A 25,257-nucleotide genomic window follows, 5' to 3' on the forward strand; every position below is an offset into this window, starting at 1 on the left:
CGCTCCGGAGTTCCTGCGCCGTCATATCGGCCTGTCCGCGACCGACCGGGACGCGATGCTGGCCGCGATCGGGCAGGACAGTCTCGAGGCGTTGATCGACGCCGCGATGCCGCCGGCGATACGCACCGACGATCTCACCGAGGTGCCGTTCGCGGACACCGAGGCCCAGGTCCTGGCAGAGCTGGCCGCGATCGCGGCCAAGAACACGGTGCGCACCTCGATGATCGGCCGGGGATACTTCGACACCCACACCCCCTCGGTGATCACCCGGCACGTGCTGGAGAACCCGGGCTGGTACACCGCCTACACGCCCTACCAGCCGGAGATCTCCCAGGGCCGGCTGGAGGCCCTGCTGAACTTCCAGACGATGATCTCCGACCTCACCGGCCTGGACATCACCGGGGCCTCGATGCTCGATGAGGCCACCGCGGTGGCCGAGGCGATGCTGCTCGCGCGCCGGGTGGTGCGCGACACCGACAGGTCGGTGTTCCTGGTGGACTCCGACACCCTGCCCCAGACCAAGGCGGTACTGGCCACCCGTGCCCGTGCGGTGGGTATCGACTGGCCGAGTTCGACGTGACCGCCGATCCGGCCGGACTGGCCGGCGCGTTCGGGATCCTGCTGTCCTACCCCCAGGCCAGCGGCCGGGTTCCGGCCCTGCGCCAGCTGCAGGCCTGGACCCACGCGGCCGCCGAGGCCGGTGCACAGGTGGCGGTCGTGGCGGACCTGCTCGCCCTGACCCAACTGCGCGAGCCCGGCTCCTGGGGCGCGGACATGGTGGCCGGCAGCGCGCAACGGTTCGGGGTGCCGATGGGCTTCGGGGGGCCGCACGCGGGTTTCCTCTCGGTGCGCCAGGGACTGCAACGACAGCTGCCCGGCCGACTGGTCGGCTTGAGCAAGGACGCCGACGGCGCACCAGCACTGCGGTTGGCCCTGCAGACCCGCGAACAGCACATCCGGCGGGAGAGGGCGACCTCCAACATATGCACCGCTCAGGTGCTGCTGGCGGTGATGGCCGCGATGTACGCCGTGTACCACGGCCCCGAGGGGCTGCGCCGGACGGCGCCCGGGTGCACACCCACGCAACGGATCTGGCGACCCGGCTACGCGAGGCGGGTGTCGCCGTCGTCCATGCCAGTTTCTTCGACACCGTCCAGATCCGTGTGCCCGGCCGTGCCGACGCCGTGCTGGCCGCCGCCCTGGAACGAAACATCACCCTCTGGCGGGAGGACGCCGACACAGTCGCTATCGCCTGCGACGAGACCACCACCGCTGAGGTCCTGGACGATCTGGTCGAGGCAGTGGTCGCCGCAGCGGACGACGCGGGCGCTGACGACGCCGAGACGGGCGAACCGTTCGCCGTCGATTCCGAACTGGCCCGCACCAGGGAGTTCTGCACGCACCCGGTGTTCTCCTCCTACCACTCCGAGACGGCGATGATGCGCTACCTGCGCCGCCTGTGCGACAAGGACTACGCACTGGACCAGGGGATGATCCCGCTGGGTTCGTGCACGATGAAACTCAACGCCGCCACCGAGATGGCCGCGATCAGTTGGCCGGAGTTCGCCCGGATCCACCCGTTCGCCCCGGCCGGGGACGTGGCCGGGTATCACGAGCTGATCCAGTCGCTGAACACCTGGCTCGCGGACTTGACCGGGTACGCCGCGGTGAGCGTGCAACCGAATGCCGGCTCCCAGGGGGAGTTGGCCGGGCTGCTGGCGATCCGGTCCTATCACCGCGCCAACGGTGACACCGAACGCACCATCTGCGTGGTCCCGGCCAGTGCGCACGGCACCAACGCCGCCTCCGCGGTGCTGGCCGGCCTGCAGGTGAAGATCGTGGCCAGCGCCGACAACGGCGACATCGACACCGCGGACCTGCGCCGGGTCCTGGCCGAGAACGAGGGCAGGATCGCGGCGCTCATGGTGACCTACCCCTCCACCCACGGGGTGTATGAACACGGCATCACCGAGGTGTGCGACCTGGTCCATGCCGCCGGGGGCCAGGTCTACATCGACGGCGCCAACTTCAATGCGCTGGTCGGCTACTCCGGCCTGGGGGACATCGGTGGGGACGTATCCCACCTGAACCTGCACAAGACGTTCTGCATCCCGCACGGCGGTGGGGGACCGGGCGTGGGGCCGGTGGCCGTGGCCGAGCACCTGGTGCCGTTCCTGCCCGGGCACCCGATGGCCGAGGAACTCGGAAGTGGCGCCGCGGTCAGCGCCGCCCCGTACGGGTCGCCATCGATCCTGCCGATCAGTTGGGCCTACATCCGGCTGATGGGCAGCGCCGGGTTGCGCGAGGCCACCGCGGCGGCGGTGCTGTCGGCGAACTACATCGCCGCCCGCCTCGATCCGTACTTCCCGGTGCTCTACCGCGGTGAGAACGGCCTGGTCGCCCACGAGTGCATCCTGGACCTGCGTCCGCTGACCGCCAGGACCGGGGTCTCGGTGGAGGACGTGGCCAAGCGGCTGATCGACTACGGCTTCCACGCCCCCACGATGTCCTTCCCGGTGGCCGGGACGCTGATGGTCGAACCGACCGAGTCGGAGGACCTGGGCGAGATCGACAGGTTCATCGAGGCGATGCGGTCCATCCACGACGAGGCAGAGCAGGTGGCCGCGGGAACCTGGTCCCGCCAGGACAACCCGCTCGTGCACGCTCCGCACACCGCGGCCAGTGTTCTCGGTGACTGGGACCGCCCCTACAGCCGGGAGCAGGCGGTGCACCCGGTACCGGCGGTGGCTGCGGACAAGTACTGGCCGCCGGTGCGCCGGGTGGACGGGGCCTACGGGGACCGCAATCTGGTCTGCACCTGCCCACCGGTGGAGGCCTACCAGGACGGCTGAACCGGGCCTCGCCGGGAAGAATTGGGAATGTCTGGCGCCCGCTGACGTTATAATGGAAAGGCACCGACACCGCGCCGCAGTGGCAGGCCACCGCTTGACCATCGGCGGGGACCCGATCGACACAGGATCGCATGCAGCGTCACCGGCGTCGATGCCCAGGGCAACACATCACCGGTCCGACCCAGACCGCACTGTTCGTTGCCTTGACATGACCCCGCGACAAGGAGATTTCCGAAGAGATGCCGGACACCACGATCGAGGACAATCCCGCGACGTCGACTCGCTCCCGTCGTACCAGCGGCACCGGGGCGAAGGGCACTGCGGCCACCAAGCCTGCGGCCAAGTCGGCCACCACGAAGAAGTCGGCCACCAAGACCGCGACCAAGCCACCCGCGAAGAGCGCTGCCAAGTCCACCACCAAGCCTGCCACGAAGAGCGCACCCAAGAGCGCCGGTACCGCCAAGAAGGCGACCAAGGCCGCTGCGAAGTCCACCAGCACCCGGAAGGCGGGTGCGAAGAAGCCCGGTGGTAACGGTTCCGAGGCCAACCTGACCGTGGTCGGGGAGACCGATGAGCAGGTCACGGGCAAGGACGACGTTGAGAAGACCGAGACCGAGGGGGTCGCGTTCGTCTTCTCCGACGCCGACGACGACGACGCACCCGCCCAGCAGGTCGTCACCGCCGGTGCCACTGCCGATCCGGTCAAGGACTACCTGAAGCAGATCGGTAAGGTCGCGCTGCTCAACGCCGTGCAAGAGGTGGAGTTGGCCAAGCGGATCGAGGCGGGTCTGTTCGCCGAGGAGAAGTTGGCCAACCCCCCGTACGGGTCGGATTGGGACAGGGCGAAGGCCAAGGCGGAGGAGCGGCGGATGTACCGCGACCTGCAGTGGATCGCCCATGACGGTAAGCGCGCCAAGAACCACCTGCTGGAGGCGAACCTGCGCCTGGTGGTCTCCCTGGCCAAGCGCTACACCGGCCGTGGCATGCTCTTCCTGGACCTGATCCAGGAGGGGAACCTGGGCCTGATCCGCGCGGTGGAGAAGTTCGACTACACCAAGGGTTACAAGTTCTCCACCTACGCCACCTGGTGGATCCGCCAGGCGATCACCCGGGCCATGGCCGACCAGGCCCGCACCATCCGGATCCCGGTGCACATGGTCGAGGTCATCAACAAGCTCGCCCGGGTGCAGCGCCAGAGATGCTGCAGGATCTGGGCCGTGAGCCGCTGCCGGAGGAGCTGGCCGCTGAGCTGGACATGACCCCGGAGAAGGTCGTGGAGGTGCAGAAGTACGGGCGTGAGCCCATCTCGCTGCACACCCCGCTGGGTGAGGACGGCGACAGCGAGTTCGGCGACCTGATCGAGGACTCCGAGGCCGTCGTCCCGGCCGACGCGGTCAGTTTCACCCTGCTGCAGGAGCAACTGCACGCGGTGCTGGACACGCTGTCCGAACGGGAGGCCGGCGTGGTCTCGATGCGGTTCGGGCTCACCGACGGGCAGCCGAAGACCCTCGATGAGATCGGCAAGGTCTATGGCGTCACGCGGGAGCGGATCCGCCAGATCGAGTCCAAGACCATGTCGAAACTGCGGCACCCGAGCCGTTCGCAGGTGCTGCGCGACTACCTGGACTGATCCTCGCCGGAGGAGTTCCGGAGGATCCGTTGCCCAGCAGACATGACTGTGGCCGGCAGGTTTCCCTGCCGGCCACAGTCATGTCTCGCGGTGGTGTCCCCGGCCGTCGTCACGCATGTGCGGACGACGGCACCGCGGCTCGCAGGATCAGACGCGCTCGTTCTGATCCTCGGTCAGGAGGCGCTCGCTCTCGTCCTGGATGTGAGTGGCCACGTCGGCCAACGGCTCGGCGTACTTGCGCCCATGGTGCGCGCAGAACAGAAGCTCGCCGGCCTCGAGGTGGACCCGGACGTAGGCCTGGGCTCCGCAGGCGTCGCAACGGTCGGCGCCGGTCAGTTCGGCAGTGGCATGTTCTGTGGTTAAGGCAGTCACACTGCTATGTAATCACCCGCCGGGCTCAAAGTCAGATCCGGGCGGGGTGGTTCGCTGACCGCGTAGCGCTATTCCCCACCCGGGGTGTGCCGTGGCCGACACCAGGACCGGCCTCGATCCGCATGGCGCTCCCGCGAACGGGCCCCTGTGCCTTCTACGATGGGGGTGTGGCACGTACTGACTCCAGTTACACCGCCCGGCACCTGTCCGTCCTGGAAGGGCTGGAGGCGGTGCGCAAGCGTCCGGGCATGTATATCGGTTCCACCGACTCGCGCGGACTGATGCACTGCCTGTGGGAGATCATCGACAACAGCGTCGACGAGGCCCTGGAGGGTCACGCCGACGCCATCGAGGTGATCCTGCACCAGGATGAGTCGGTGGAGGTCCGCGACAACGGCCGCGGCATCCCCGTGGACAACCTCACCGCCCTGAACATCTCCGGGGTGGAGGTGGTCTTCACCAAGTTGCACGCCGGCGGCAAGTTCGGCAACGGTTCCTACGCCGCCTCCGGTGGTCTGCACGGCGTGGGCGCCTCCGTGGTCAACGCGCTGTCCGAGCGGCTCGAGGTGCAGGTCGATCGCGGTGGGAGAACCCACGCGATGTCCTTCCACCGGGGCGAACCAGGAGTGTTCGCCGACAACGGCCGGCTGGACCCGGCCGCTCCGTTCACCCCGTTCGTGAAGTCCTCCGAACTGGCGGTGGTGGGCAAGGTGCCGCGCAAACGCACCGGAACCCGGGTGCGGTACTGGGCCGACCGGCAGATCTTCCCGGCCAGCGCCACGTTCTCCTACGACGAGTTGATCACGCGGGCCAGGCAGACCTCCTTCCTGGTCCCGGGACTGACCCTGACCGTGCGGGACGAGCGCAGGCTGCCCGGTACCCCCGGCGCAGAGGGAACGGTGGAGGAGGTGTTCCGCCATGACGGCGGGGTGCTGGACTTCGTCGACTTCCTGGCCACTGACGGGCCCGTCAGCGACATCTGGCACGTGCAGGGCGAAGGCACCTTCACCGAGACGGTCCAGCAACTCGACAGCAAGGGGCACCTGCGGCCGCACGAGGTGGAGCGGACCTGCAAGGTGGAGATCGGCCTGCGGTGGGGCGTGGGGTACGACACCGAGGTGCGCTCCTTCGTCAACATCATCGCCACGCCCAAGGGTGGAACACACCTCGCCGGGTTCGAGCACGGCCTGGTGAAGGTGATCCGCAAGCAGATCGAGGCCAATGCCCGCCGGCTGAAGATCTCGGCGAAGAGTTCCAAGGACCGGATCGAGAAGGACGACGTGCTGGCCGGGTTGACCGCCGTGGTCACCGTGAGTCTGCCCGAACCCCAGTTCGAGGGGCAGACCAAGGAGGTGCTCGGAACCTCCCAGGTGCGCTCAATCGTGGCCAAGGTGGTGGAGACGAACCTGACCGAGCGGCTCACCGCTACCAAGCGGGCCGACAAGGTCCAGGCCTCCGCGGTGCTGGAGAAGGTCGTGGGGGAGATGCGTGCCCGCGTCTCGGCACGGATGCAGAAGGAGTTGTCCCGGCGCAAGAACGCCCTGGAGACCTCTACCCTGCCCACGAAACTGGCCGACTGCCGCACCGACGAGGTGGAGCGCTCGGAACTGTTCATCGTTGAGGGTGATAGCGCCCTGGGCACGGCCAAACTCGCCCGGAACTCTGACTTCCAGGCGCTCTTGCCGATCCGGGGCAAGATCCTCAACGTGCAGAAGGCCTCGGCGGCCGACATCCTGAAGAACGCCGAGTGCGCCTCGATCATTCAGGTGCTCGGCGCAGGTTCGGGGCGTACCTTCGACCTCGATCAGGTGCGGTACGGCAAGGTGGTCCTGATGACCGACGCCGACGTGGACGGCGCGCACATCCGCACCCTGTTGCTGACCCTGTTCTTCCGGTACATGCGCCCGCTGGTGGAGGCCGGACGGGTGTTCGCAGCGGTCCCGCCGCTGCACCGGGTGCAGACGATGGCCCAGGGTTCGCGCAAGGGTGAGGTCACCTACACCTATTCCGAGGCCGAACTGCGCAAGTACCTGGCCAAACTCGAGCGCACCGGACGACGCTACGTCGAACCGATCCAGCGGTACAAGGGCCTGGGGGAGATGGACGCGGACCAACTCGCCGAGACCACGATGGACGTGGGCAAGCGAACGCTGCGCAAGATCACCATGGCCGACCAGCAGGCGATCGAGGAGGCCGAGAGCGTCTTCGAACTGCTGATGGGCAACGACGTGGCCCCGCGCAAGGACTTCATCGTGGCGGGGGCCGGTGCACTGGATCTGGAGCGGATCGATGCATGAGACCGCCGGCAGCGGCTCGGGAGTTTTTTGCTCGAACGGCCCCGGACGCATACCCTCTCGATGTGATCTGCCCGCTGCGTGTTGACCCGGTCCGCCCGAGGAGGCTGCGGTGAGTGAGAACCCCACGTCACTGCCCGAGCGGGCTCAGGCGCCCACGTTGCTGCCGATGCCGTCGGCCGAACTGGGCCTGACCTGGCGCGCGCTGCAGGTCGAGGACGCCCCGGCCCTGCACCGCCTCTTCCGCCGGATCGAGGTGCATGACAACCCGCCGTACCGCACCACCCTGGAAGAAGCCCGGGAGAACTTCTCCGGGGAGTGGAAGGATCCGCTGAACAACTCCTTGGCCGGGTTCGACGACGAGGGGACCATCTGCGCCTACGGCACCGTTGTGGTGCACCCGGGTGACACCCGCGTGGTGCGCGCCTTCCTGGAGGGCGGGGTGGATCCGCAATGGCGGCGCCTTGGGATCGGATCGGCGCTGGTGGACTGGCAGATGGCCAGGGCCCGTCAACTCCTGGCTGCCTCGGGCAAGGATGTGCCCGGACGAATCCTGGTGCACGTGGAGGAGGGCATGGCCGACGCCTCCAGCATGCTCACCGAGCGCGGCTTCCGCCCGATCCGCCACTACACCGAGATGCGCCGGGATCTGAGCCAGCCCATCCCGGAGGGCCCCCTGCCCAATCATCTCGAACTCGTGCCCTGGCGGGAGGAACTGGACGATCAGGTCCGGTTGGCCCACAACGACGCGTTCGCCAAGCACGACGGCTCCGAGCCGCACACACCGGAGACCTGGACCGACGGCCGCACCTACTTCGTGCCGTCCTGGAGCTTCCTGGTGCTGGACCGCACCACCGACCGGGCCCAGGTGGCCGGCTACCTGTACTCGGGCCGGTACGAGCAGGACTGGGAGGCCGTTGGCGGGTCCGAGGGTTACATCGACATCCTCGGGGTCCGGGAGGCGTGGCGCGGCAGGGGTGTCGGGACGGCACTGATGGCGCAGGCGTTGCGTGCCTACGCCGCGGACGGCATGCAGTACGCAGGCCTCGGGGTGGACGTGCCGGCGCTCCCGGCCGACTTCGGGCTCTTCGACAAACTCGGTTTCGAACGGTTCCGCCACTCCACCATGTACGCCGTGGAGATCTGACCCCACCGAGCCGTGGAGGTCTGACCCCACCGATGGGGCAGCGACGAGGTCTCCTCATCACCGGCCGCCTGCTCCTGGCAGGCTCCACCGTGGTGCACCTGGTCGCCCGACTCGGCGGCACCGCGGTGGTGTTCGTGGTTCCCGACGCCGGGGTGAACGGTGCTCGGAATCGGGCGCCGGCTGGTCCGGGAGAGTACCGCACCGGCGTGGGCACGCCCCTCTGGTGCCGCGACCTGACCAGGCCTGGTCAGCCCAGACCGGCGATCGGGGCGGGTACCGTCCGTCCGGAACCGTCCCGGCGCTCGTCGACCTCCGGCAGGTCCACCGCCTGACCACCGGAGCCCACCGCCCGTGCCGGCGCCGGAACCACCCCGGCCAGGTACAACGCGTCCTCCCCACGCAGGAACCGGTGGGCGCGCACCCCACCGGTCGCGCGTCCCTTGGCCGGGTAGGCGGCCAACGGAGTGACCTTGGCGCTACCCGGCACCGTCCCGGGAAGTGCGTCGACCGGCCCGGCCACGGTGACCACCTGGGCGTCCGTGCCCTGGGGCACCACCGCAAAGTGGATGACCCGCCCACCCTGGGGCAGTTTCACACCGGCGACACCGCCACCTGCGCGTCCCTGGGGACGGACCGCACCGGCGGAGAACCGCAGCAACTGGGCGCTGTCGGTGACGAACACCAGGTCGTCGTCGTCGCCGGCATGGGCGCCCCCGACCACCTCGTCGCCGCCCTTCAGGGTGATCACCGGCCAGGAATCGCGCTGCAACTGCTCGGGCGTGACGCGCTTGACCACCCCGTCCCGGGTACCGAGCGCCAGCGGTGGGCCCGCTGCCTCCAGGCTGGTGATCGTGACGACGCGCTCACCGCGCTCAAGCATCACCATCTCCGCCACCGGGACACCGCCCGAAGCGCTCGGCGGCCCATCGGTGGGGGGCAGCGCGGGGATCTCCACCACGCTGAGGCGGACCAAGCGGCCGGTGTTGGTCAGGACGGCGACCAGGCCGCGTGCCGTGGTGCGGACCGTGGCGGTCAGGGCGTCGTGGGCACTGCGTGCACCGGCCCGGACCACGTCGGCGTCATCGGCCGTGCGGGCCAGCAACCCGGTGGCCGAGAGCAGCACGTAGCAGGGGGAGTCGGGTACCTCCAGCGGGATCGCTTCGGCCTTGGACCGACGCACCGCGCCGGTCTCCACGGCAGCATCGGGGGCCGACTCCAGGAGCACCGTTCGCCGGGGCGTGCCGTGCTCGGCGGCCACCTGCGCGAGTTCGTCACCGACCACCTGGTGCAACAGTGCCTCGTCGTCGAGGATCATCCGCAAGTTCTCGATCTCGGTGGCCAGTTCGTCGCGCTCGGCCTCCAGCTCCAGCCGGGAGTACTTGGTGAGGCGGCGCAGGCGCAGCGCCAGGATGTAGTCCGCCTGGGCCTCGGACAGGTCGAACACCGTCATCAGCCGGTCCCGGGCGGATTGGATGTCCTCACTGGTGCGGATCACCTGGATGACCTCATCGATGTCCGCGATCGCGACCAGCAGGCCCTCCACCAGGTGAGCCCGCTCCAACTTCTTGTTCAGGTGGTAGTCGGTGCGTCGGCGCACCACCGTGATCCGATGGGCCAGGTACACCTGCAGCAGTTCCCGCAGCCCCAGCGTGCGAGGCTGGCCCTCCACCAGCGCGACGTTGTTGATCCCGAAGGATTCCTCAAGGGGGGTGTACCGGTACAACGCCGCCAGCACCGCCTCGGGATTGACCGAACTCTTTACCTCGATCACCATGCGGAGCCCGTGTTCTCGGTCGGTCAGGTCCGTCACCGCGGTGATGCCCTGCACCTTCTTGGACTGCACAGCGTCCTTGATCTTCTCGATCACCCGCTCTGGGCCCACCTGATAGGGCAGTTCGGTCACCACGATGGCCTTGCGCCGGGCGGTGATGTTCTCGATCCGGGCCGTGGCCCGGGTTCTGAAGGAGCCGCGGCCGGTCGCGTAGGCGTCCCGGATGCCCTCCAGGCCCACGACCTTGCCCCCCGAGGGCAGGTCGGGGCCGGGCACGAACCGGATCAGTTCGGCGAGTTCGGCGTCGGGGTTGGCCAGCAGGTGCCGCAGGGCGGCGACGACTTCGACCAGATTGTGCGGGGGCATGTTCGTGGCCATCCCGACCGCGATCCCGCTGGCACCGTTGACCAGCAGGTTCGGCAGTGCCGCGGGTAGCACCTCCGGTTGGGTGAGTTGGGAGTCGTAGTTCGGGACGAAGTCGACCACGTCGGCGTCCAGGTCCGCCACCATCGCCATCGCGGCCGGCGCCAGCCGGGCCTCGGTGTACCGGGCGGCGGCCGGACCATCGTCGAGGGACCCGAAGTTCCCGTGCCCGTCCACCAGCGGGAGCCGGAGCGAGAACGGCTGGGACATCCGCACCAGGGCGTCGTAGATGGCACCGTCACCGTGCGGGTGCAGTTTGCCCATCACGTCCCCGACCACGCGGGCGGACTTCACGTGCCCACGGTCCGGGCGCAGACCCATCTGCGACATCTGGAACAGGATTCGTCGCTGCACCGGCTTGAGCCCGTCGCGGGCGTCGGGCAGTGCGCGTGCGTAGATCACCGAGTAGGCGTACTCCAGGAACGAACCGCGCATCTCGGTGGAGACGTCGACGTCGAGGATCGTGCTCTGGGCAGCATCATCTGGGGTGGAACGACGGGCCATGGTGGCTATTGTCGCCCATCTGGACCGGTCGGTCCGGCCCACACACCGTGAGTGCCCGCATAGGATCGTCAGATGGCGCACAGCGGCAACTACCCAGCGCACTGGGAAGCCGACGTGGTGCTGCGGGACGGATCCACCATGCGCATCCGACCGATCCGCCCCGAGGACGCCGAGGCGCTGCAACGCTTCCACATGAGCCAGAGCGAACGCTCCACGTACTTGCGCTTCTTCGCTCCGATGGCCCGTCTCAGCGAGGAGATGCTGGCCCGGTTCACCCAGGTCGATCACCGCGACCGGGTGGCCCTGGTGCTCGTGGACGGGGAGGCCATCCTGGCCGTCGGCCGGTTCGAGCGGCTGGACGGCGGTGACGCCGAGGTCGCGTTCAATGTCGCCGACTCGGCCCAGGGGAAGGGTCTGGGGTCGGTGCTGCTGGAGCACCTGGCCGCAGCCGGGCGCGAGCTCGGGGTGCGCCGGTTCGTTGCCGATGTGCTGCCGCAGAACGCGCGCATGCTGCGGGTGTTCGCAGATGCTGGGTATGACGTGCAGTCCACGATGGACGACGGCATCCTCGCGGTCTCCTTCACCATCACCTCGACCGACAAGTCCCTGGCGGTGCTGGCCGAGCGTGAGCAGCGCTCCGAGGCCCTGAGCATGGCGGCACTGATGCGTCCGGCCGGGGTGTTGCTGGTGTGTGCCGGCCAGGAGGGACAGGCGTTCGGACGGGTGCTGCTGGGATCATTGACCCAGGAGGGTGCCCCGGGGGTGCAGGTGGTCGGCCTGGACGGGGCGCCGGGGGCGCTGAGTTCGTTGGACCAGGTGCGGCCCGGACCGGATCTGGCGCTGCTCGCGGCCCCGCCCGCGCAGGTGTTGGACCTGCTGGAGCCCCTGGCCGGGCTCGGGGTGCGCGGGGTGGTCCTCTATACCGGTGGGTTCGCCGCGCAGGCCGGCTCGGAACGCGTCTCCCAACGCATCCTGCGTCGTCGTGCGCGCCGGCACGGGCTGCGCTTGGTTGGCCCGAGGTCCTACGGGCTGATCACCAGCGCCGCCGACCGGGACGGGCCGGCGCCGCGGATCGAGGCGAGTCTGTACCCCAGCCCGCCGCGGCCGGGCTCGGTGGGAGTCTTCTGCCAGTCCGCCGCAGCCGGCCGGGCGTTACTGTCCGGCGCGGCGGCCCGGGACATGGGGGTGGCCTCGTTCGTCTCGGCCGGGCATCGCGTAGACGTATCCGGTAACGATGTGATGCAGCGATGGGTGGGCGATGAGTCCACCGCGGTGGCCTGCCTGCGACTGGAGTCGATCGGTAACCCCCGCAAGTTCTCCCGCGTGGCCCGCCGACTGTCCCAGGAGGGCCCGGTGGTCACCACGATCGCGGGCACCACCGGCCAGTTGAACCCACCCGGCCACGAGGTGGCCACCAGTGCGCTGCCCCGGCGGGCGCTGGATGAACTGATGCGCCAGGCGGGGGTACTCGTGGCCGAGACCGTCGATGATTCCCTGGACCTGGCCCTGTTGCTGTCCGAACAACCGCTCCCGGCCGGTGACCGGGTGCTGGTGCTGACCAACTCGGGCGCACAGGCCGCGATGATCACCGAACTGCTGCGTGGCGCCGAGCCCGCGCTCACCGGGGAAGTGCACACCCTCTCGCCCACCGCCGGGGTTGAGGCCTACAGCGAGCAGGTACGCGCCTTCGCCGGCCGCGACGACTGGGACGCCGCCCTGGTGGGGTACGTGCCGCTGCTGACCGACGACGGCGTGGGGGTGGCCGGGCAGGTGGCGCGTCTGAGCGCGACGTCCGGGCGCACCACCGTTGCGGTGATCGACGGGATGCGCGGCCTGGACGTCCACCTTCGTGCTTCCGGCCCCGACGGGCCGGTGCGGGTCCCGGCGTTCCCTACCCTTCGAACCGCCACCACGGCACTGGCCAAAGCGACAGGCTACGTGCGCTGGCGCGAGGCGGACCGGGGGGCCAGGGTGGACCCTGCGGGTGTCGACCGGACCGGGGCCAAGGCGCTCGTCCAGGCCGAACTGGCCTCTCTGCCGACCGGAAGTACCCGACGGCTCGCCGGGCAGGCGACCACCGACCTCCTCCGCATGTACGGGATCGAGTTGTGGAGCCAGCACACCGTCAGCAGCCTGGCTGAGGCACTGGAGGTAGCCGAGCAGATCGGCTGGCCAGTGGCGCTGAAGACCTCCGATGAGTTGCTGCGCCACCGGCTGGATCTGGGTGGCGTGCGGCTGGACCTGGGGTCCCCGACCGAACTCGCCGAGGCCTACCGCAGCGTTCAGCAGCGGGTGCGCTCGGTACTGGGACACGAGACCACCCTGGACATCCAGGCGATGGCCCCGGGTGGGACGGCGACCGTGATCGAGGCCGTGGAGGACCGTATGTACGGCCCGATCATCAGTTTCGGGCTAGCCGGGGACGCCAGTGAACTCCTCGGCGACGTCTCCTATCGGGTGCCTCCGCTGACGAACGTGGACGTGGCCTCCATGGTGCGTTCGCTGGGGGCGTCCGCCCGGCTGCTGGGCGGGGGCGGCCTGCCCGCGCTGAACATGGCGGGGGTGGAGGACGTGCTGGCGCGGGTGAGTGTGCTGAAGGAGGAACTGGCCGAGGTGTCCGCGGTGGCGTTGCACCCGGTGCTGGTCACCGAGACCACGATCACGGTGCTGGGTGCGCGCATCGATGTGGCCCACCCCGGCCGCGGGGATGCGGCCCGGCGGTTCCTGCCGGCCTGACGACGGCGGACGGCCGGGTGCCGGCAGTGAATCAGGTGTACGGACACCGAGGGTTGGCAACAAGTGGGACACTAGAGGCGTGCCAAAGTCACACACACAGCAATTGCGGCAGTTGCGGTCCGACATCGACCGTGCGGGGTACTACCCGGCACTGGTTGCCGAGGTCCTGGAAATCGCCCTTGCCGATGAGGAGATCGTGGCCCACCTGGTCCACCCCGAGACGGTGTTCGACCGTTCCGAGGTGCGCCGTCATGTGACCGCGCTGACGCTGACCCCGACCCGGCTGATCATCGCCCACGTCGACGACGTACCCGGCTCCAGCCCCGACGACGGGCACTCGGCTGCGGCTACCACCGAGTCGGTGGCGCTGTCCTCGATCCGGTCGGTGGCACTGACCCACGTCGTCTCCGACCCGGCCACCTACACCCCGGGCACAGGGGCCAGCGAGATCACCCTCGCCCTGAACTGGGGTTCGGTGCAGCGACTGGACCTTGAGCCCGCCAGTTGCCCGGACCCCGACTGCGAAGCGGACCACGGCTACGCCGGTACCGCAGTCCCCGATGACCTCGTGGTCCGGATCAGTGCCGCCGCGGAGGGCCGCGAGGCCACGGCCGCGGCGCTGGCGTTCGCCGCCGCGCTCTCGGCGGCTACCACGCAATGATCCCGGTGCTGGGCGACGTCCTGCTCGGTGCCGCCACGGGTGATCGTGAACCCTTCAGCGACGCCGCCGGGCGCGCCCGCGCGTCCCTGGGGCTACCGTCGGTGCGGTGCTGGTGTGTGGTGCTCGTCGACGGCCTCGGCTGGCACAACCTCTCCGGCCGGGGCGAGCACGCGCCGTTCCTGACCGGACAACTGACCGCCCAGACGGGCGCGGGGGCGCCGGTGACCAAACTGGCCGCGACGCTGCCCACCTCCACCGCCACGAACCTGTCCTACCTGGGCACCGCTCAGCGCGCGGGCGCCACCGCGATGCTCGGGTACGCCGTGCGCAACCCGGCCACGGCCGGGCTGCTGAACCTGATCTCCTGGAACGGGGGCGCGGATCCGGGCACGTGGCAGCGCGAACCCACGGTGTTCGAGCAGATGCTCGCCTCCGGTAGCCTGGCCGTCTCGATCGGTCCGTGGCAGTTTGAGGATTCCGGGCTCACCGTCGCCGCGCTGCGCGGAGCCCGGTACCACCCGGCTGAATCGTTGCCCGCCCGCGTCGACACCGCTATCGCACAGTTGCGTGACCCCGGGGTGGACCTGGTCTACCTGTACTGGGGGGAACTGGACTCCATCGCCCACCAGCACGGTTGGGAGGGCGCGGACTGGGCCGGCGGACTGGCCCGCTCGATTCCGAACTGGAGCGTCTGGCGCGGTTGCTCCCGCTGGGTACCGGCATGCTGGTCACCGCTGACCACGGCATGATCGATATCCCCCGGCAGGAGATGGACGATAGGGCGGGTCGGATCGATGCCGCCACGCACCCCGAACTCTCCCGAGGGGTGGACCTGATCGGGGGAGAGGACCGCTTCCGCCACGTCTACACCCGTGAGCCGGAGGTGGTGGCCGCTCGCTGGGCCGAGGTTCTCGGGACGCGCGCGGTGGTGCTCACCAGGGCGGATGCGATAGCGGCGGACTACTTCGGCCCGGTGGCCCCGCATGCCGAGGAGATCATCGGGGACGTGGTGGTGGCCACGCAGGGACGGGTCGCCATCCAGGACAGCGCACAACAGTCCGCCGCATCACTGGGATTGGTGGGGATGCACGGCTCCACCTCAGCAGTCGAGCAGGACGTGCCCCTGGTGGCGGTACTGGGCTGATGGCGGAACTGGTGTTCTTCGCCGGGACGATGGATTGCGGCAAGTCGACTCTGGCGATGCAGATGGACTACACCCACGCCCGCCGGGGACGGCGGGGGCTGATCTATACCCAGCATGACCGGGCCGGTGATGCGAAGATCTCCTCCCGGCTCGGGCTGAGTCGTGCCGCGATCGAAGTGGGTCCTGGGACCGACTTCTGGGCGGATGTGACCCAGCGCCGGATGCGCGGCTGGGTGGTGGACTACCTGGTCTGCGACGAGGCGCAGTTCTACTCCGCCACACAGGTGGACCACCTGGCCCGCCTGGTCGATGAGTTGGACATCGACGTCTTCACCTTCGGAATCATGACGGACTTCCGCACCCGGATGTTCGCCGGCTCGGCCCGCTTGGTGGAACTGGCCGACCGCGTCGAGACGCTGCAGGTGCAGGCACTGTGCTGGTGCGGGCGGCGCGCCACCCACAACGCCCGGACGGTCGGTGGACGGATGGTCATCGACGGCGAGCAGGTGGTGGTGGCCGACACCGGCTCCAGTGCGCAGGTCGCCTACGAGGTGCTCTGCCGCCGCCACCACGTGCGTCGACTGACAGCAGCCGCGGCGCGCGCGGTCACGCCGTCACCGGACACGCTCAGTCTGGACGGGTTCGGCGTGGACGCCAAGACCCGCGGCCTGCCCGGGGTTGACGGCGACTGACTGCTCAGTCGTTCTTGGCGCCGAAGACGATCTCGTCCCAGGACGGCACACTGGTGCGACGACTGCGCCGCGCACGTCGGCCGGCGCGTTTGTCCGGCCCGGTGGACGCCTCGGACGGCTTTGCGCCGGGCCTGGTGGTGCCGTCATCTCCTGCGGTGCTGTCGCGACCGTTGCTGTCGGCACTGCGGTCGTTGCTCGCCGGTTCGGCCACCGCGTCCGGAGCCGATCCGGGGCCGGGCAGGATGGTGGCGTCGGTGGCGTCCTGCGGCCGCGAGGCGGCCGGATGGGCACCTGGGGCCTCATCCCACAAGGTGGGTTGCTGCTCGCCGTCGCGCAGGACCTGCTCGGCCAGTGCCTCATCGTCGATCTCCACCCGTTGGCGGACCCCGCGTGAGCCGTTCAGCTCCGCCAGCAGGGTCTCGGTACTGGCCTCCTGGGCCGGCGAGTCGGCGTCGCCGTGCTCCGCCGAACCGGCCGGGGTGTCGTGGTCGGCCTCGGGATCAGCGGGACGGATGTCCGGCACGATCCGGGGCCGGGAGTCCCGGATCACCGCATCCACCGCATGCAGCGCCGGGGCGATGTCGGCGTCGGTCTCCACGTCGTAGAGGCGGGCACCGCGTACCGAACTCAGGTGCCGGCTGCCGCCGGCCAGGTCGGTCTCGGAGAGCCAGCGGCTCTCGTCGTCGAGTGCGGTGAAGGTTCCCGCAGTCAGATCCACTTCCCAGGCCGCTTCCTGGTCTTTGTCGCCGGCATGGAAGGAGGCGACCACGTGCCAGGGGTCGGTGTTCTGACGGCGCGCGTCCCAGGTCAGCGACTCCTCGCTCACGCCCCGCGCCGCCAGCCGGTCCAGGACCACCTCACCCAGGGTGGGGGAGCCGGCGGAGTGGCCGATGTGCAGCGCGCGCGCCCGGCCGGCCACGTACTCGCGCTCGGCCAGTACCGGGCCCTCGTAGCGGCGCACCTGCTCCACCGGCAAGCCGGCTTCGGCCGCCACGGTCTCAGCCGAGGCGCCGGCCCGGATCATCGATTGGATCTGGCGTGGTCGCGGCGCGACTTCGGAGCGCACCTTCTCCAGGTGCGGACGGTCCCGGCGTACGGCGGCACGCAGTGCCTCATCGATCGTGAGCCGGTGCCGATCGCCGTCGGGGTCGATCAGGATGAGGTGATCCCCGTCGGGGTGGATCCCGACGAGTTCTAGATCAGCCATGGCACCTCCAGAAGGTCTGCGGTCTTCACCCTGCCAGCAGATGTCCGGCTCCGCCCGGATTCTGCTCGGTGTGGCGCATGAACTCTGGGCCCGCGCGCCCGTTCCACGCGGCCGTCGCGGACCGACTCCGGGCGCCCGGGCCCGGGCCGGAACGGACTTGAGTTCACGCGATGGGCGAACAGACGTGCAATTTCGGTTCGGATCAGGCACAATCCCATCGCCACCTCCACGCACCAGAGCCGATCGGAACAAAATCTGACCGCGTGCGTTGAGCATGCTACAGACCTGCCGAATCACTGTTTACGAACGGGAGTCCCCGCCCCATGGCCACCGACTACGACGCACCGCGCAAGACCGAAGAGGACCTCAGCGAGGACTCGCTGGAGGAGTTGAAGGCCCGTCGGGCAGAGAAGAACTCCCCCTCGGTGGACGAGGACGAGGCGGAGGTCGCCGAGGGTTTCGAACTCCCCGGGGCCGACCTGTCCGGGGAGGAACTCTCGGTCACCGTGGTGCCGCCGCAGGCCGATGAGTTCACCTGCTCCCGGTGCTTCCTCGTTCACCACCGCAGCCAGTTGGCCTACCAGGAGGGTGGCCAGCCGGTCTGCTCGGAGTGCGCCGCCTGAGTTAGGCCGGTCCCAGCGAGCCAGTGCTCGGTCAGTTCGCGTGCTGCTGACCGAGCGCGGCCACGAGACGCTCGGGGAACCGGGTGCCGACCAGCCAGTACGGGGTGGGATCGGTCGGATCGATCACCGGCACCCGCACCCCGGTGCGCACCCAGGGCCGCTGGCACACGTAGGCGTCGCTGCGCAGTTGGGGCCCCATCGCCTGTTGCATCTGGACCACGTCCAGGCTGCGCGCCGGCCCCAGGTGGTCCGCCTCGATGCGGGCCCGGCCGGCGTGCAGCCATCGCACGCCCTCCGGTGCCGCGCGGACCCGGACCACCGGGGAGCCCGCCCACAGCGCCGCGGCGACGCCGAGGGCACCCAACAGCGCCACCACGGTGCCGGCCACGTTGTGCACAGCGGAGAAGATGAACCACAGGGCAAGGCCCACCGCGGGCGCGAGCAGCCACATCAGCGGGGTGGGGAGGAGACGTTCGGAGTAGACCTCATCGGTGCCCGCGGGAGCGTTCCCGGGCGGCGGTGCAGCGGAGCCGGACATGCTCCAAGCCTGCCACGCCCGGCGGCCACCGGCGCGCGCCCCACGGACACCGCGGAGAGGACGCCGATGCACCGAGTAGGCTCGAGCGTGTGACACAGCCTGATGATCCCGGCGCGCAGGTACCGGTACTGGTCCAGCAACTGGACGCCGACCTCCCGCTGCCCTCCTACGCCCATCCCGGCGATGCCGGTCTGGACCTGCACGCCCGCACCGACGTCGAGTTGCCTCCGGGTGCACGGGCGAAGGTGCCGACCGGAATCGCCATCGCCCTGCCCGAGGGGTACGCCGCGTTCGTGCACCCGCGCTCGGGTCTGGCCGCACGGCACGGGATCACCGTGGTGAACGCACCCGGCACCGTCGACGCGGGCTACCGGGGGGAGATCAACGTTATCCTGGCCAACACGGACACCAGAGCACCGGCCCACCTGAAACGAGGGGACAGGGTCGCCCAACTGGTCATCCAGCAGGTGAGCAGGGCCCGCCTGATTCAGGTGGACCGGTTGCCGGGAACCGCGCGTGGGGACGCGGGGTTCGGGTCGACCGGTGGTTTCCTCCCGCAGGAGCAGGCCACCCGGAGCGGAGGAGAGGCCAAGTCATGAGGTGGTTCAAACGAAAGGACCGGCGCACCCGCGCCGGAGGCGTGATCGGGCCCGACGAGTCCGAACTCGCCCACTGGAACACCAGCGAGGACGAGCGTGATGACGCGGACCTCGAGGACCCCGATGGCGCCGTCGATGCCGACGAGGACGGGTCCGGGGCCGACGACGCCCGTGGCGAACCGGCCCATGGTCCCTGGGACGTGGCCGAAGCTCCGTCCGAGGAGGGTCTGATCGATCTCGGTGCGGTTCGTATCCCTAAGCGGCCCGGGCTGCAGGTTCGGATGGAACTGGACAAGAAGACCCGGCGAATCGTGGCGGTCAACCTTGCCCTGGAGGGGTCCGCGCTGCAGGTGCAGCCCTTCGCTGCACCCCGCAGCGAGCGAAGGGCTGTGGGAGGAGTTGCGGGCCGAGATCGCCGAGTCGATCAAGAAGCAGGGCGGCAGCGCGGACGAACGCACGGGTGCGTTCGGTCGGGAACTGCTGGCCCGCCTGCCGGTGCGGATGCCGGACGGTCGCAGCGGGACCAGACCCGCGCGGTTCCTGGGGGTCGACGGCACTCGTTGGTTCCTGCGCGGTGTGCTCACCGGGAAGGCGACCGTGGAGGCCCAAGCCGCCGAGGTGATGGAGGACATCTTCGCCGGGATCGTGGTGGACCGTGGCAATGAACCGCGTCCGCCGCGTGAATTGCTCAGCCTGCACCTGCCTGGCCAGTCGGCGCAGCCCCAGGCACCGGCCCAGGAAGAACGGCTCACGATCCGGCTGCCCAAGCGGGGGCCGGAGATCACCGAGGTGCGATGACCTCCGCCGATCGCCCCGCCGGGTCCGGTCCGGCCGTGCCCGGCCGCGGCGTGCAACAACTGGGTCAGGGGCGGTTCGACCTGACCGCCTCTGTCGGCGGTGTTCGCGGGTTGCTGGAGTCGATCGCACCGGGCCTGGTGTTCGTGGTGGTCTTCGTGGCCACCCGGGATCTGACCTGGTCGCTGATCGGCGCAGGAGCATTGGCGGTGGTGGCGGCATTGAGCCGCCTGGTCTCTCGCAGTTCGTTGAACTACGTCTTCGGCGGTCTGGTCGGGGTCGGCATCGGGACCGTCTGGGCGTGGCGGACCGGGCAGGCCGAGGACTTCTTCGTATGGGGGCTGTACGTCAACGCGATCGGCGTCCTGGTGTCGCTGGGCTCTATCCTTGCGCGGCGCCCACTGGTGGGAGTGCTCGTCGGTGCGTTGATGCCCGGTTTCGGGCAATGGCGCCAGGACCGTGCCGCGGTTCGGATCCTGAGTTGGGCCACGGCGCTGTGGGTGCTCTTGTTCGGGCTGCGACTGGGGGTGCAGTTGCCGCTCTACCTCAATGCTCAGGTTGGCTGGTTGGGGACCGCCCGGCTGGTGATGGGGGTGCCGCTGTGGGCGGTGGTGCTGTATCTGACCTGGTTGCTGGTGCATCCGCTGATCAAGGCCTCGAGGCAGGCACAGGAGGAGGCCATCGTCGACGCCCCCGAGGCTGACAGCACCGTTGACGGCCCGGCCACCACTGACGCCGTGGCCGGGCCCGATCGCGCGCCGAACCCGGACGGCGCGGCCGGCCCGGATGGTGCGGCCGGCCCGGATGGTGCGGCCGGCCCGGACGGTGGCCCGAGCACGGACGGCGCCCGCCCCCGGCGCTAGCCCTGCGTTCGAGGGTCAGGACCGGGGTCGAGGGCCAGTACGCTCGAACGTCACTCACACCCGCGAAGGCGAGCACCAATGCCCGATCAGTTGCTGGACCTGACCATCGGCCCGCCGGCCCACGGCGGCCACTGCGTGGCGCGCCACGACGGGCGGGTGGTGTTCGTGCGGCACACACTGCCCGGCGAGCGGGTCCGGGCCAGGGTCACCGACGCCACCAGCCGCTACTGGCGCGCTGATGCGATCGAGGTTCTGGAGCCCTCGCCGGACCGGGTCCCCAGCGTCTGGCCCGAGGCCGGGCCCGGTGGCGTGGGTGGCGGGGAACTGGCTCACGTTGCCCTCCCGGCCCAGCGCGCCTGGAAACGGGACGTGATCACCGACGCGCTGCGTCGCATCGGGCATATCGGCCCCGACCACCCCGCGGTGGCGCCGCTGCAGGTCGAGTACGTGCCGCTGCCCGAGGGGCCGAGCCCGGTACCGGGCACCGGGTACCGCACCCGGGTCACGTTGATAGCCGACGGCGAGGGCCGGGCCGGCATGCACGGTCACCGCAGCGATGCGGTGCTCGGGGTGGGCTCCCTGCCGCTGGCCCACGCGCGGATCCATGAGCTGGACCTGCTCGGGCGCACCTGGCCGGCCGGCGCGCGGATCCAGGCGGTCGCACCTTCCGCCGGGGCCCCGGTGGTTCTCGTGGACGGCCGTCCGAGCGAGGCCACACATCACGCGGACGGCGTGCCGCCGGGAACACGGACAGACCCGCCCGGGTTCGTGAGGTGGTCCGGACCGGCGAGCAGACCTACACCTACCGGGTCAGTGCCGATGGCTTCTGGCAGGCCCATGCCGGAGCCCCGGCGGCGTTAGTGGCCGAAGTGCTCCGGGCGGCAGAACTCCGGCCGGGCCAGCGCGTCCTGGAACTGTACTCCGGCTCGGGTCTATTCACCGCGCCACTGGCCGCGGCCGTGGGTGCGCAGGGGCGGGTAGACGCCGTCGAGGGCGCTTCCGGGGCGGTGCGCGATGCCCGCCGAAACGCCCACGGACTGGACCAGATCCATCTCCACGATGCCGACGTGCGCAGATTCGTCACCGGCCACGCCCAGGCGGGTGGCGACGACGGGAGAGCCGACGTCGTCGTCCTGGATCCGCCGCGTTCCGGAGCCGGGGAAGCGGTGATGCGCGCTCTTGTGGCGACCGGCCCGGAACGGGTGGTGTACGTGGCCTGCGATCCGGCCGCGCTCGCCCGGGATGCTGCCGCGGCCAGGAACGTCGGGTATGAACTGGCGAGCCTGACCGCGTTCGACCTGTACAGCCACACCCATCACGTGGAGTGCGTGGCCGTGCTGGCCCCCGGCGTGTGAGTGGCGCATCCGCCGGCACCCCGGTAGGATTATCTCGACATCAAGATAAATATCGGACGCTCGTGTCCCGGAAGTGCCAGGATGGTGCCAGGGACATCCACGCCGTCGACGCAAGGAGCCACCGTGAGCCACGTGGACAGTTTTTCGTCCAAGTCCACCCTGTCCGTCCAGGGAACCGATTACGAGATCTACCGCCTCAGCGCGGTGCCCGGTGCCGAGCGGTTGCCGTACAGCCTCAAGGTGCTCGCGGAGAACCTGCTGCGCACCGAGGATGGTGCCAACATCACCGCCGACCACATCCGCACCCTGGCCGAGTGGGACCCGCAGGCCCAGCCTTCGCACGAGATCCAGTTCACCCCGGCCCGGGTGGTGATGCAGGACTTCACCGGTGTGCCGTGCGTGGTGGACCTGGCCACGATGCGCGAGGCCGTGGCCGACCTCGGCGGGGACCCGGCCTCGATCAACCCGCTGTCCCCGGCTGAGTTGGTGATCGACCACTCGGTGCAGATCGACGTCTTCGGTACCCGGGACGCGTTCGCGCGCAACGTGGAGTTCGAGTACCAGCGCAACCACGAGCGCTACCAGTTCCTGCGTTGGGGTCAGACGGCCTTCGATGACTTCAAGGTGGTGCCGCCGGGCACCGGTATCGTCCACCAGGTCAATATCGAGTACCTGGCTCGCGTGGTGATGACCCGCGAGCACGGTGAGGGCGAGGACGCGGTGCTGCGGGCCTACCCCGACACCCTGGTCGGTACCGACTCCCACACCACGATGGTCAACGGCCTGGGCGTGCTGGGCTGGGGCGTCGGAGGGATCGAGGCCGAGGCCGCCATGCTCGGCCAGCCGGTATCGATGCTGATCCCGGGGTGGTGGGGTTCAAACTCGAAGGGGAGATTCCCTCCGGCGTGACTGCGACCGATGTGGTGCTGACCATCACCGAGATGCTGCGTGAGCACGGTGTGGTCGGCAAGTTCGTCGAGTTCTACGGCGAGGGCGTGGCCCAGGTGCCGCTGGCCAATCGCGCCACGATCGGGAACATGAGCCCGGAGTTCGGCTCGACCGCGGCGATGTTCCCCATCGATGAGGTCACCCTGGACTACCTGCGCCTGACCGGCCGCAGCGACGAACAGGTCGCGCTGGTGGAGGCCTACGCCAAGGAACAGGGCATGTGGCTGGATCCATCGGCCGAGGAGCACATCGAACCTGCCTACTCCGAGTACCTCACCCTGGATCTGTCCACCGTGGAGCCCTCGATCGCCGGACCGAAGCGACCCCAGGACCGGATCGCGCTGAGCAACTCCAAGGAACAGTTCCTCGCGGACCTGAAGAACTATGCGGTGAACGGCGAGGGATCGATCGAGAAGAGCCCGGTGGACAGCCGCCTGGCTGACACGTTCCCGGCCTCCGACGCCACGGCGCAGCCTGCCAACGCGGAGTCATCCCAGGCCGGGGCGCCTTCCCACTCGCCGACGCCACCGGCGTCCTACCACCGGGCCTCCAACCCCACCGAGGTGACCACCCCGGAGGGCACCACGTACGAGCTGGACCACGGGCACGTGGCGATCGCCTCGATCACCTCTTGCACGAACACCTCCAACCCCTCGGTGATGATGGCCGCGGGCCTGCTGGCCCGCAACGCCGTGGACCGGGGGCTGGTCTCCAAGCCCTGGGTGAAGACCTCGTTGGCACCTGGCTCCCAGGTGGTCACGAACTACTTCGAGAAGGCCGGGCTGTGGCCCTACCTGGAGAAGCTGGGCTTCCACCTGGTCGGCTACGGTTGCACCACCTGCATCGGCAACTCCGGTCCGCTGGACGAGGAGGTCACCGAGGCCGTGAACCGGCACGACCTGTCGGTGGTCTCGGTGCTGTCCGGTAACCGCAACTTCGAGGGCCGGATCAACCCGGACGTGAAGATGAACTACCTGGCCTCACCGCCGCTGGTGGTCGCCTACGCGCTGGCCGGCACCATGGACTTCGACTTCGCCAACGAGCCCCTGGGTACCGACAGCGATGGCAACGAGGTGTTCCTGCGGGACATCTGGCCCGACACCGACGAGGTACAGCGCACCATCGACGAGAACATCAACCGGGAGATGTTCGCCTCCGACTACGCCGACGTCTTCGCCGGTGACGATCACTGGCGCGCGCTGCAGACCCCGGAGGGCGACACCTTCGCCTGGGACCCGGAGTCGACGTATGTGCGCAAGCCCACGTACTTCGAGGGCATGGAGCGCGAGGCGACACCGGTCGAGGACATCACCGGGGCCCGGGTGCTCGCCAAACTCGGCGACTCGGTCACCACCGACCACATCTCGCCGGCCGGTGCGATCAAGCCGGACTCCCCGGCGGGCCGGTACCTGACCGAGAACGGGGTGGCCCGGCGGGACTTCAACTCCTACGGCTCCCGCCGTGGTAACCACGAGGTGATGATTCGGGGAACCTTCGCCAACATCCGGCTACGCAACCAGTTGCTGGACGGCGTCGAAGGCGGGTTCACCAAGAACCTCCTCACCGGCGAGCAGACCTCCATCTACGACGCCGCGCAGGCTTACGCCGAGGAGAACATCCCGCTGGTGGTGCTGGGTGGCAAGGAGTACGGCTCCGGTTCCTCCCGGGACTGGGCGGCCAAGGGCACCTTGCTGCTGGGCGTGCGGGCGGTCATCACCGAGAGTTTCGAGCGGATCCACCGGTCGAACCTGATCGGGATGGGCGTGCTGCCCCTGGAGTACCCCGAGGGCGAGAGCGCCGACAGCCTCGGATTGGACGGCACCGAGACGTTCGACATCAGCGGTATCACCGAGCTGAACGAGGGCCGTACCCCGAAGACGGTCAAGGTCACCGCCACCAAGGACGACGGCGAGGACGTCACCTTCGACGCCGTGGTGCGGATCGACACCCCGGGTGAGGCCGACTACTACCGCAACGGCGGCATCCTGCAGTACGTGCTGCGCTCCCTCGTGGCGGCCTGAACCGACACAGCGCGCTCCGAACCATTCCGACCCGCAGCCGGACACACCCGGCTGCGGGTCGGCCCGTCTACCCGCCGCGGCG

17 protein-coding genes and 4 pseudogenes are annotated in these 25,257 nt (G+C 69.5%); 17 read left to right on the forward strand and 4 right to left on the reverse strand.

Features of this window, described 5'->3' with window-relative positions:
* Positions 1–55 precede the first annotated feature (55 nt).
* Positions 56–2,852, forward strand: a pseudogene (gene gcvP / locus ACRRRO_RS17065) (aminomethyl-transferring glycine dehydrogenase).
* A gap of 239 nt (positions 2,853–3,091) precedes the next feature.
* A pseudogene (locus ACRRRO_RS17070) lies at positions 3,092–4,482 on the forward strand (RNA polymerase sigma factor).
* Positions 4,483–4,629: 147 nt separating this feature from the next.
* On the opposite strand, the gene ACRRRO_RS17075 reads toward ACRRRO_RS17070, so the two are convergent.
* The gene (locus ACRRRO_RS17075) at positions 4,630–4,854 is read right to left on the reverse strand and encodes a DUF7455 domain-containing protein (RefSeq protein ID WP_424786051.1); all 225 of its coding nucleotides are present in this window, start codon (positions 4,852–4,854) and stop codon (positions 4,630–4,632) included.
* Between the two features lie 122 nt (positions 4,855–4,976).
* Between ACRRRO_RS17075 and ACRRRO_RS17080 the strand changes: the two genes are divergently transcribed.
* Positions 4,977–7,151 carry a DNA gyrase/topoisomerase IV subunit B gene (locus ACRRRO_RS17080; protein ID WP_424796077.1) on the forward strand — a complete coding sequence of 725 codons (2,175 nt, stop codon included), beginning with the start codon at positions 4,977–4,979 and terminating at the stop codon, positions 7,149–7,151.
* Positions 7,152–7,260: 109 nt separating this feature from the next.
* Positions 7,261–8,295 (forward strand): GNAT family N-acetyltransferase, encoded by a 1,035-nt coding sequence (locus tag ACRRRO_RS17085; protein ID WP_424796078.1) that lies wholly within the window; start codon positions 7,261–7,263, stop codon positions 8,293–8,295.
* Between the two features lie 247 nt (positions 8,296–8,542).
* Here ACRRRO_RS17085 and ACRRRO_RS17090 read toward each other — a convergent pair whose 3' ends face one another.
* Entirely contained in the window at positions 8,543–10,993 is a 2,451-nt protein-coding gene (locus ACRRRO_RS17090; RefSeq protein WP_424796079.1) for a DNA gyrase/topoisomerase IV subunit A, read from the reverse strand.
* A gap of 72 nt (positions 10,994–11,065) precedes the next feature.
* Between ACRRRO_RS17090 and ACRRRO_RS17095 the strand changes: the two genes are divergently transcribed.
* From ACRRRO_RS17095 to ACRRRO_RS17115, 5 genes are all read left to right on the forward strand, one after another.
* Positions 11,066–13,729, forward strand: coding sequence for a GNAT family N-acetyltransferase (locus ACRRRO_RS17095; RefSeq protein WP_424796080.1), 2,664 nt, complete (start codon positions 11,066–11,068; stop codon positions 13,727–13,729).
* A 79-nt stretch (positions 13,730–13,808) separates the two neighbouring features.
* Positions 13,809–14,390, forward strand: a complete 582-nt coding sequence (locus ACRRRO_RS17100) for a DUF5998 family protein (protein WP_424786046.1) — start codon at positions 13,809–13,811, stop codon at positions 14,388–14,390.
* A gap of 5 nt (positions 14,391–14,395) precedes the next feature.
* On the forward strand, positions 14,396–15,139 hold the full coding sequence (locus ACRRRO_RS17105) for an alkaline phosphatase family protein (RefSeq protein ID WP_434080626.1): 744 nt from the start codon (positions 14,396–14,398) through the stop codon (positions 15,137–15,139).
* Entirely contained in the window at positions 15,112–15,534 is a 423-nt protein-coding gene (locus ACRRRO_RS17110) for a hypothetical protein (protein ID WP_434080627.1), read from the forward strand. The genes ACRRRO_RS17105 and ACRRRO_RS17110 overlap by 28 nt, the downstream gene beginning before the upstream one ends.
* On the forward strand, positions 15,534–16,226 hold the full coding sequence (locus ACRRRO_RS17115; RefSeq protein ID WP_424796082.1) for a thymidine kinase: 693 nt from the start codon (positions 15,534–15,536) through the stop codon (positions 16,224–16,226). Before ACRRRO_RS17110 ends, ACRRRO_RS17115 begins: the two co-directional genes overlap by 1 nt.
* A 4-nt stretch (positions 16,227–16,230) precedes the next feature.
* Here ACRRRO_RS17115 and sepH read toward each other — a convergent pair whose 3' ends face one another.
* On the reverse strand, positions 16,231–17,433 hold the full coding sequence (gene sepH, locus ACRRRO_RS17120; RefSeq protein ID WP_424796083.1) for a septation protein SepH: 1,203 nt from the start codon (positions 17,431–17,433) through the stop codon (positions 16,231–16,233).
* 323 nt (positions 17,434–17,756) lie between these two features.
* On the opposite strand from sepH, the gene ACRRRO_RS17125 reads away from it, so the two are divergent.
* On the forward strand, positions 17,757–18,056 hold the full coding sequence (locus ACRRRO_RS17125) for a DUF4193 domain-containing protein (protein WP_424786042.1): 300 nt from the start codon (positions 17,757–17,759) through the stop codon (positions 18,054–18,056).
* Between the two features lie 31 nt (positions 18,057–18,087).
* On the opposite strand, the gene ACRRRO_RS17130 is transcribed toward ACRRRO_RS17125, so the two are convergent.
* Positions 18,088–18,594: a DUF3093 domain-containing protein gene (locus ACRRRO_RS17130; protein ID WP_424796084.1), complete on the reverse strand. Its 507-nt coding sequence runs from the start codon at positions 18,592–18,594 to the stop codon at positions 18,088–18,090.
* Between the two features lie 89 nt (positions 18,595–18,683).
* Here ACRRRO_RS17130 and dut point away from each other — a divergent pair, with 89 nt between their 5' ends.
* The 7 genes and pseudogenes from dut (at position 18,684) to ACRRRO_RS17165 (ending at position 25,175) form a co-directional block, all read left to right on the forward strand.
* Positions 18,684–19,193, forward strand: coding sequence for a dUTP diphosphatase (dut, locus tag ACRRRO_RS17135; RefSeq protein ID WP_424796085.1), 510 nt, complete (start codon positions 18,684–18,686; stop codon positions 19,191–19,193).
* Positions 19,190–19,504 (forward strand): annotated as a pseudogene (locus ACRRRO_RS17140) (DUF3710 domain-containing protein); the annotation flags it as partial. The gene dut and the pseudogene ACRRRO_RS17140, both read left to right, overlap by 4 nt.
* 88 nt (positions 19,505–19,592) lie before the next feature.
* Complete coding sequence (locus tag ACRRRO_RS17145) at positions 19,593–19,991, forward strand: DUF3710 domain-containing protein (RefSeq protein WP_434080628.1); 399 nt, start codon at positions 19,593–19,595, stop codon at positions 19,989–19,991.
* Complete coding sequence (locus ACRRRO_RS17150) at positions 19,988–20,851, forward strand: DUF3159 domain-containing protein (protein WP_424796086.1); 864 nt, start codon at positions 19,988–19,990, stop codon at positions 20,849–20,851. The genes ACRRRO_RS17145 and ACRRRO_RS17150 overlap by 4 nt, the downstream gene beginning before the upstream one ends.
* 78 nt (positions 20,852–20,929) lie before the next feature.
* Positions 20,930–21,712: a TRAM domain-containing protein gene (locus ACRRRO_RS17155; protein WP_434080629.1), complete on the forward strand. Its 783-nt coding sequence runs from the start codon at positions 20,930–20,932 to the stop codon at positions 21,710–21,712.
* Complete coding sequence (locus ACRRRO_RS17160) at positions 21,625–22,206, forward strand: class I SAM-dependent RNA methyltransferase (protein ID WP_434080630.1); 582 nt, start codon at positions 21,625–21,627, stop codon at positions 22,204–22,206. Before ACRRRO_RS17155 ends, ACRRRO_RS17160 begins: the two co-directional genes overlap by 88 nt.
* A 123-nt stretch (positions 22,207–22,329) precedes the next feature.
* Positions 22,330–25,175: pseudogene (locus tag ACRRRO_RS17165) on the forward strand (aconitate hydratase).
* Positions 25,176–25,257 lie beyond the last annotated feature (82 nt).

The organism is Sanguibacter sp. Z1732, from assembly GCF_051020515.1.
Classification (GTDB): domain Bacteria; phylum Actinomycetota; class Actinomycetes; order Actinomycetales; family Beutenbergiaceae; genus CALKWS01.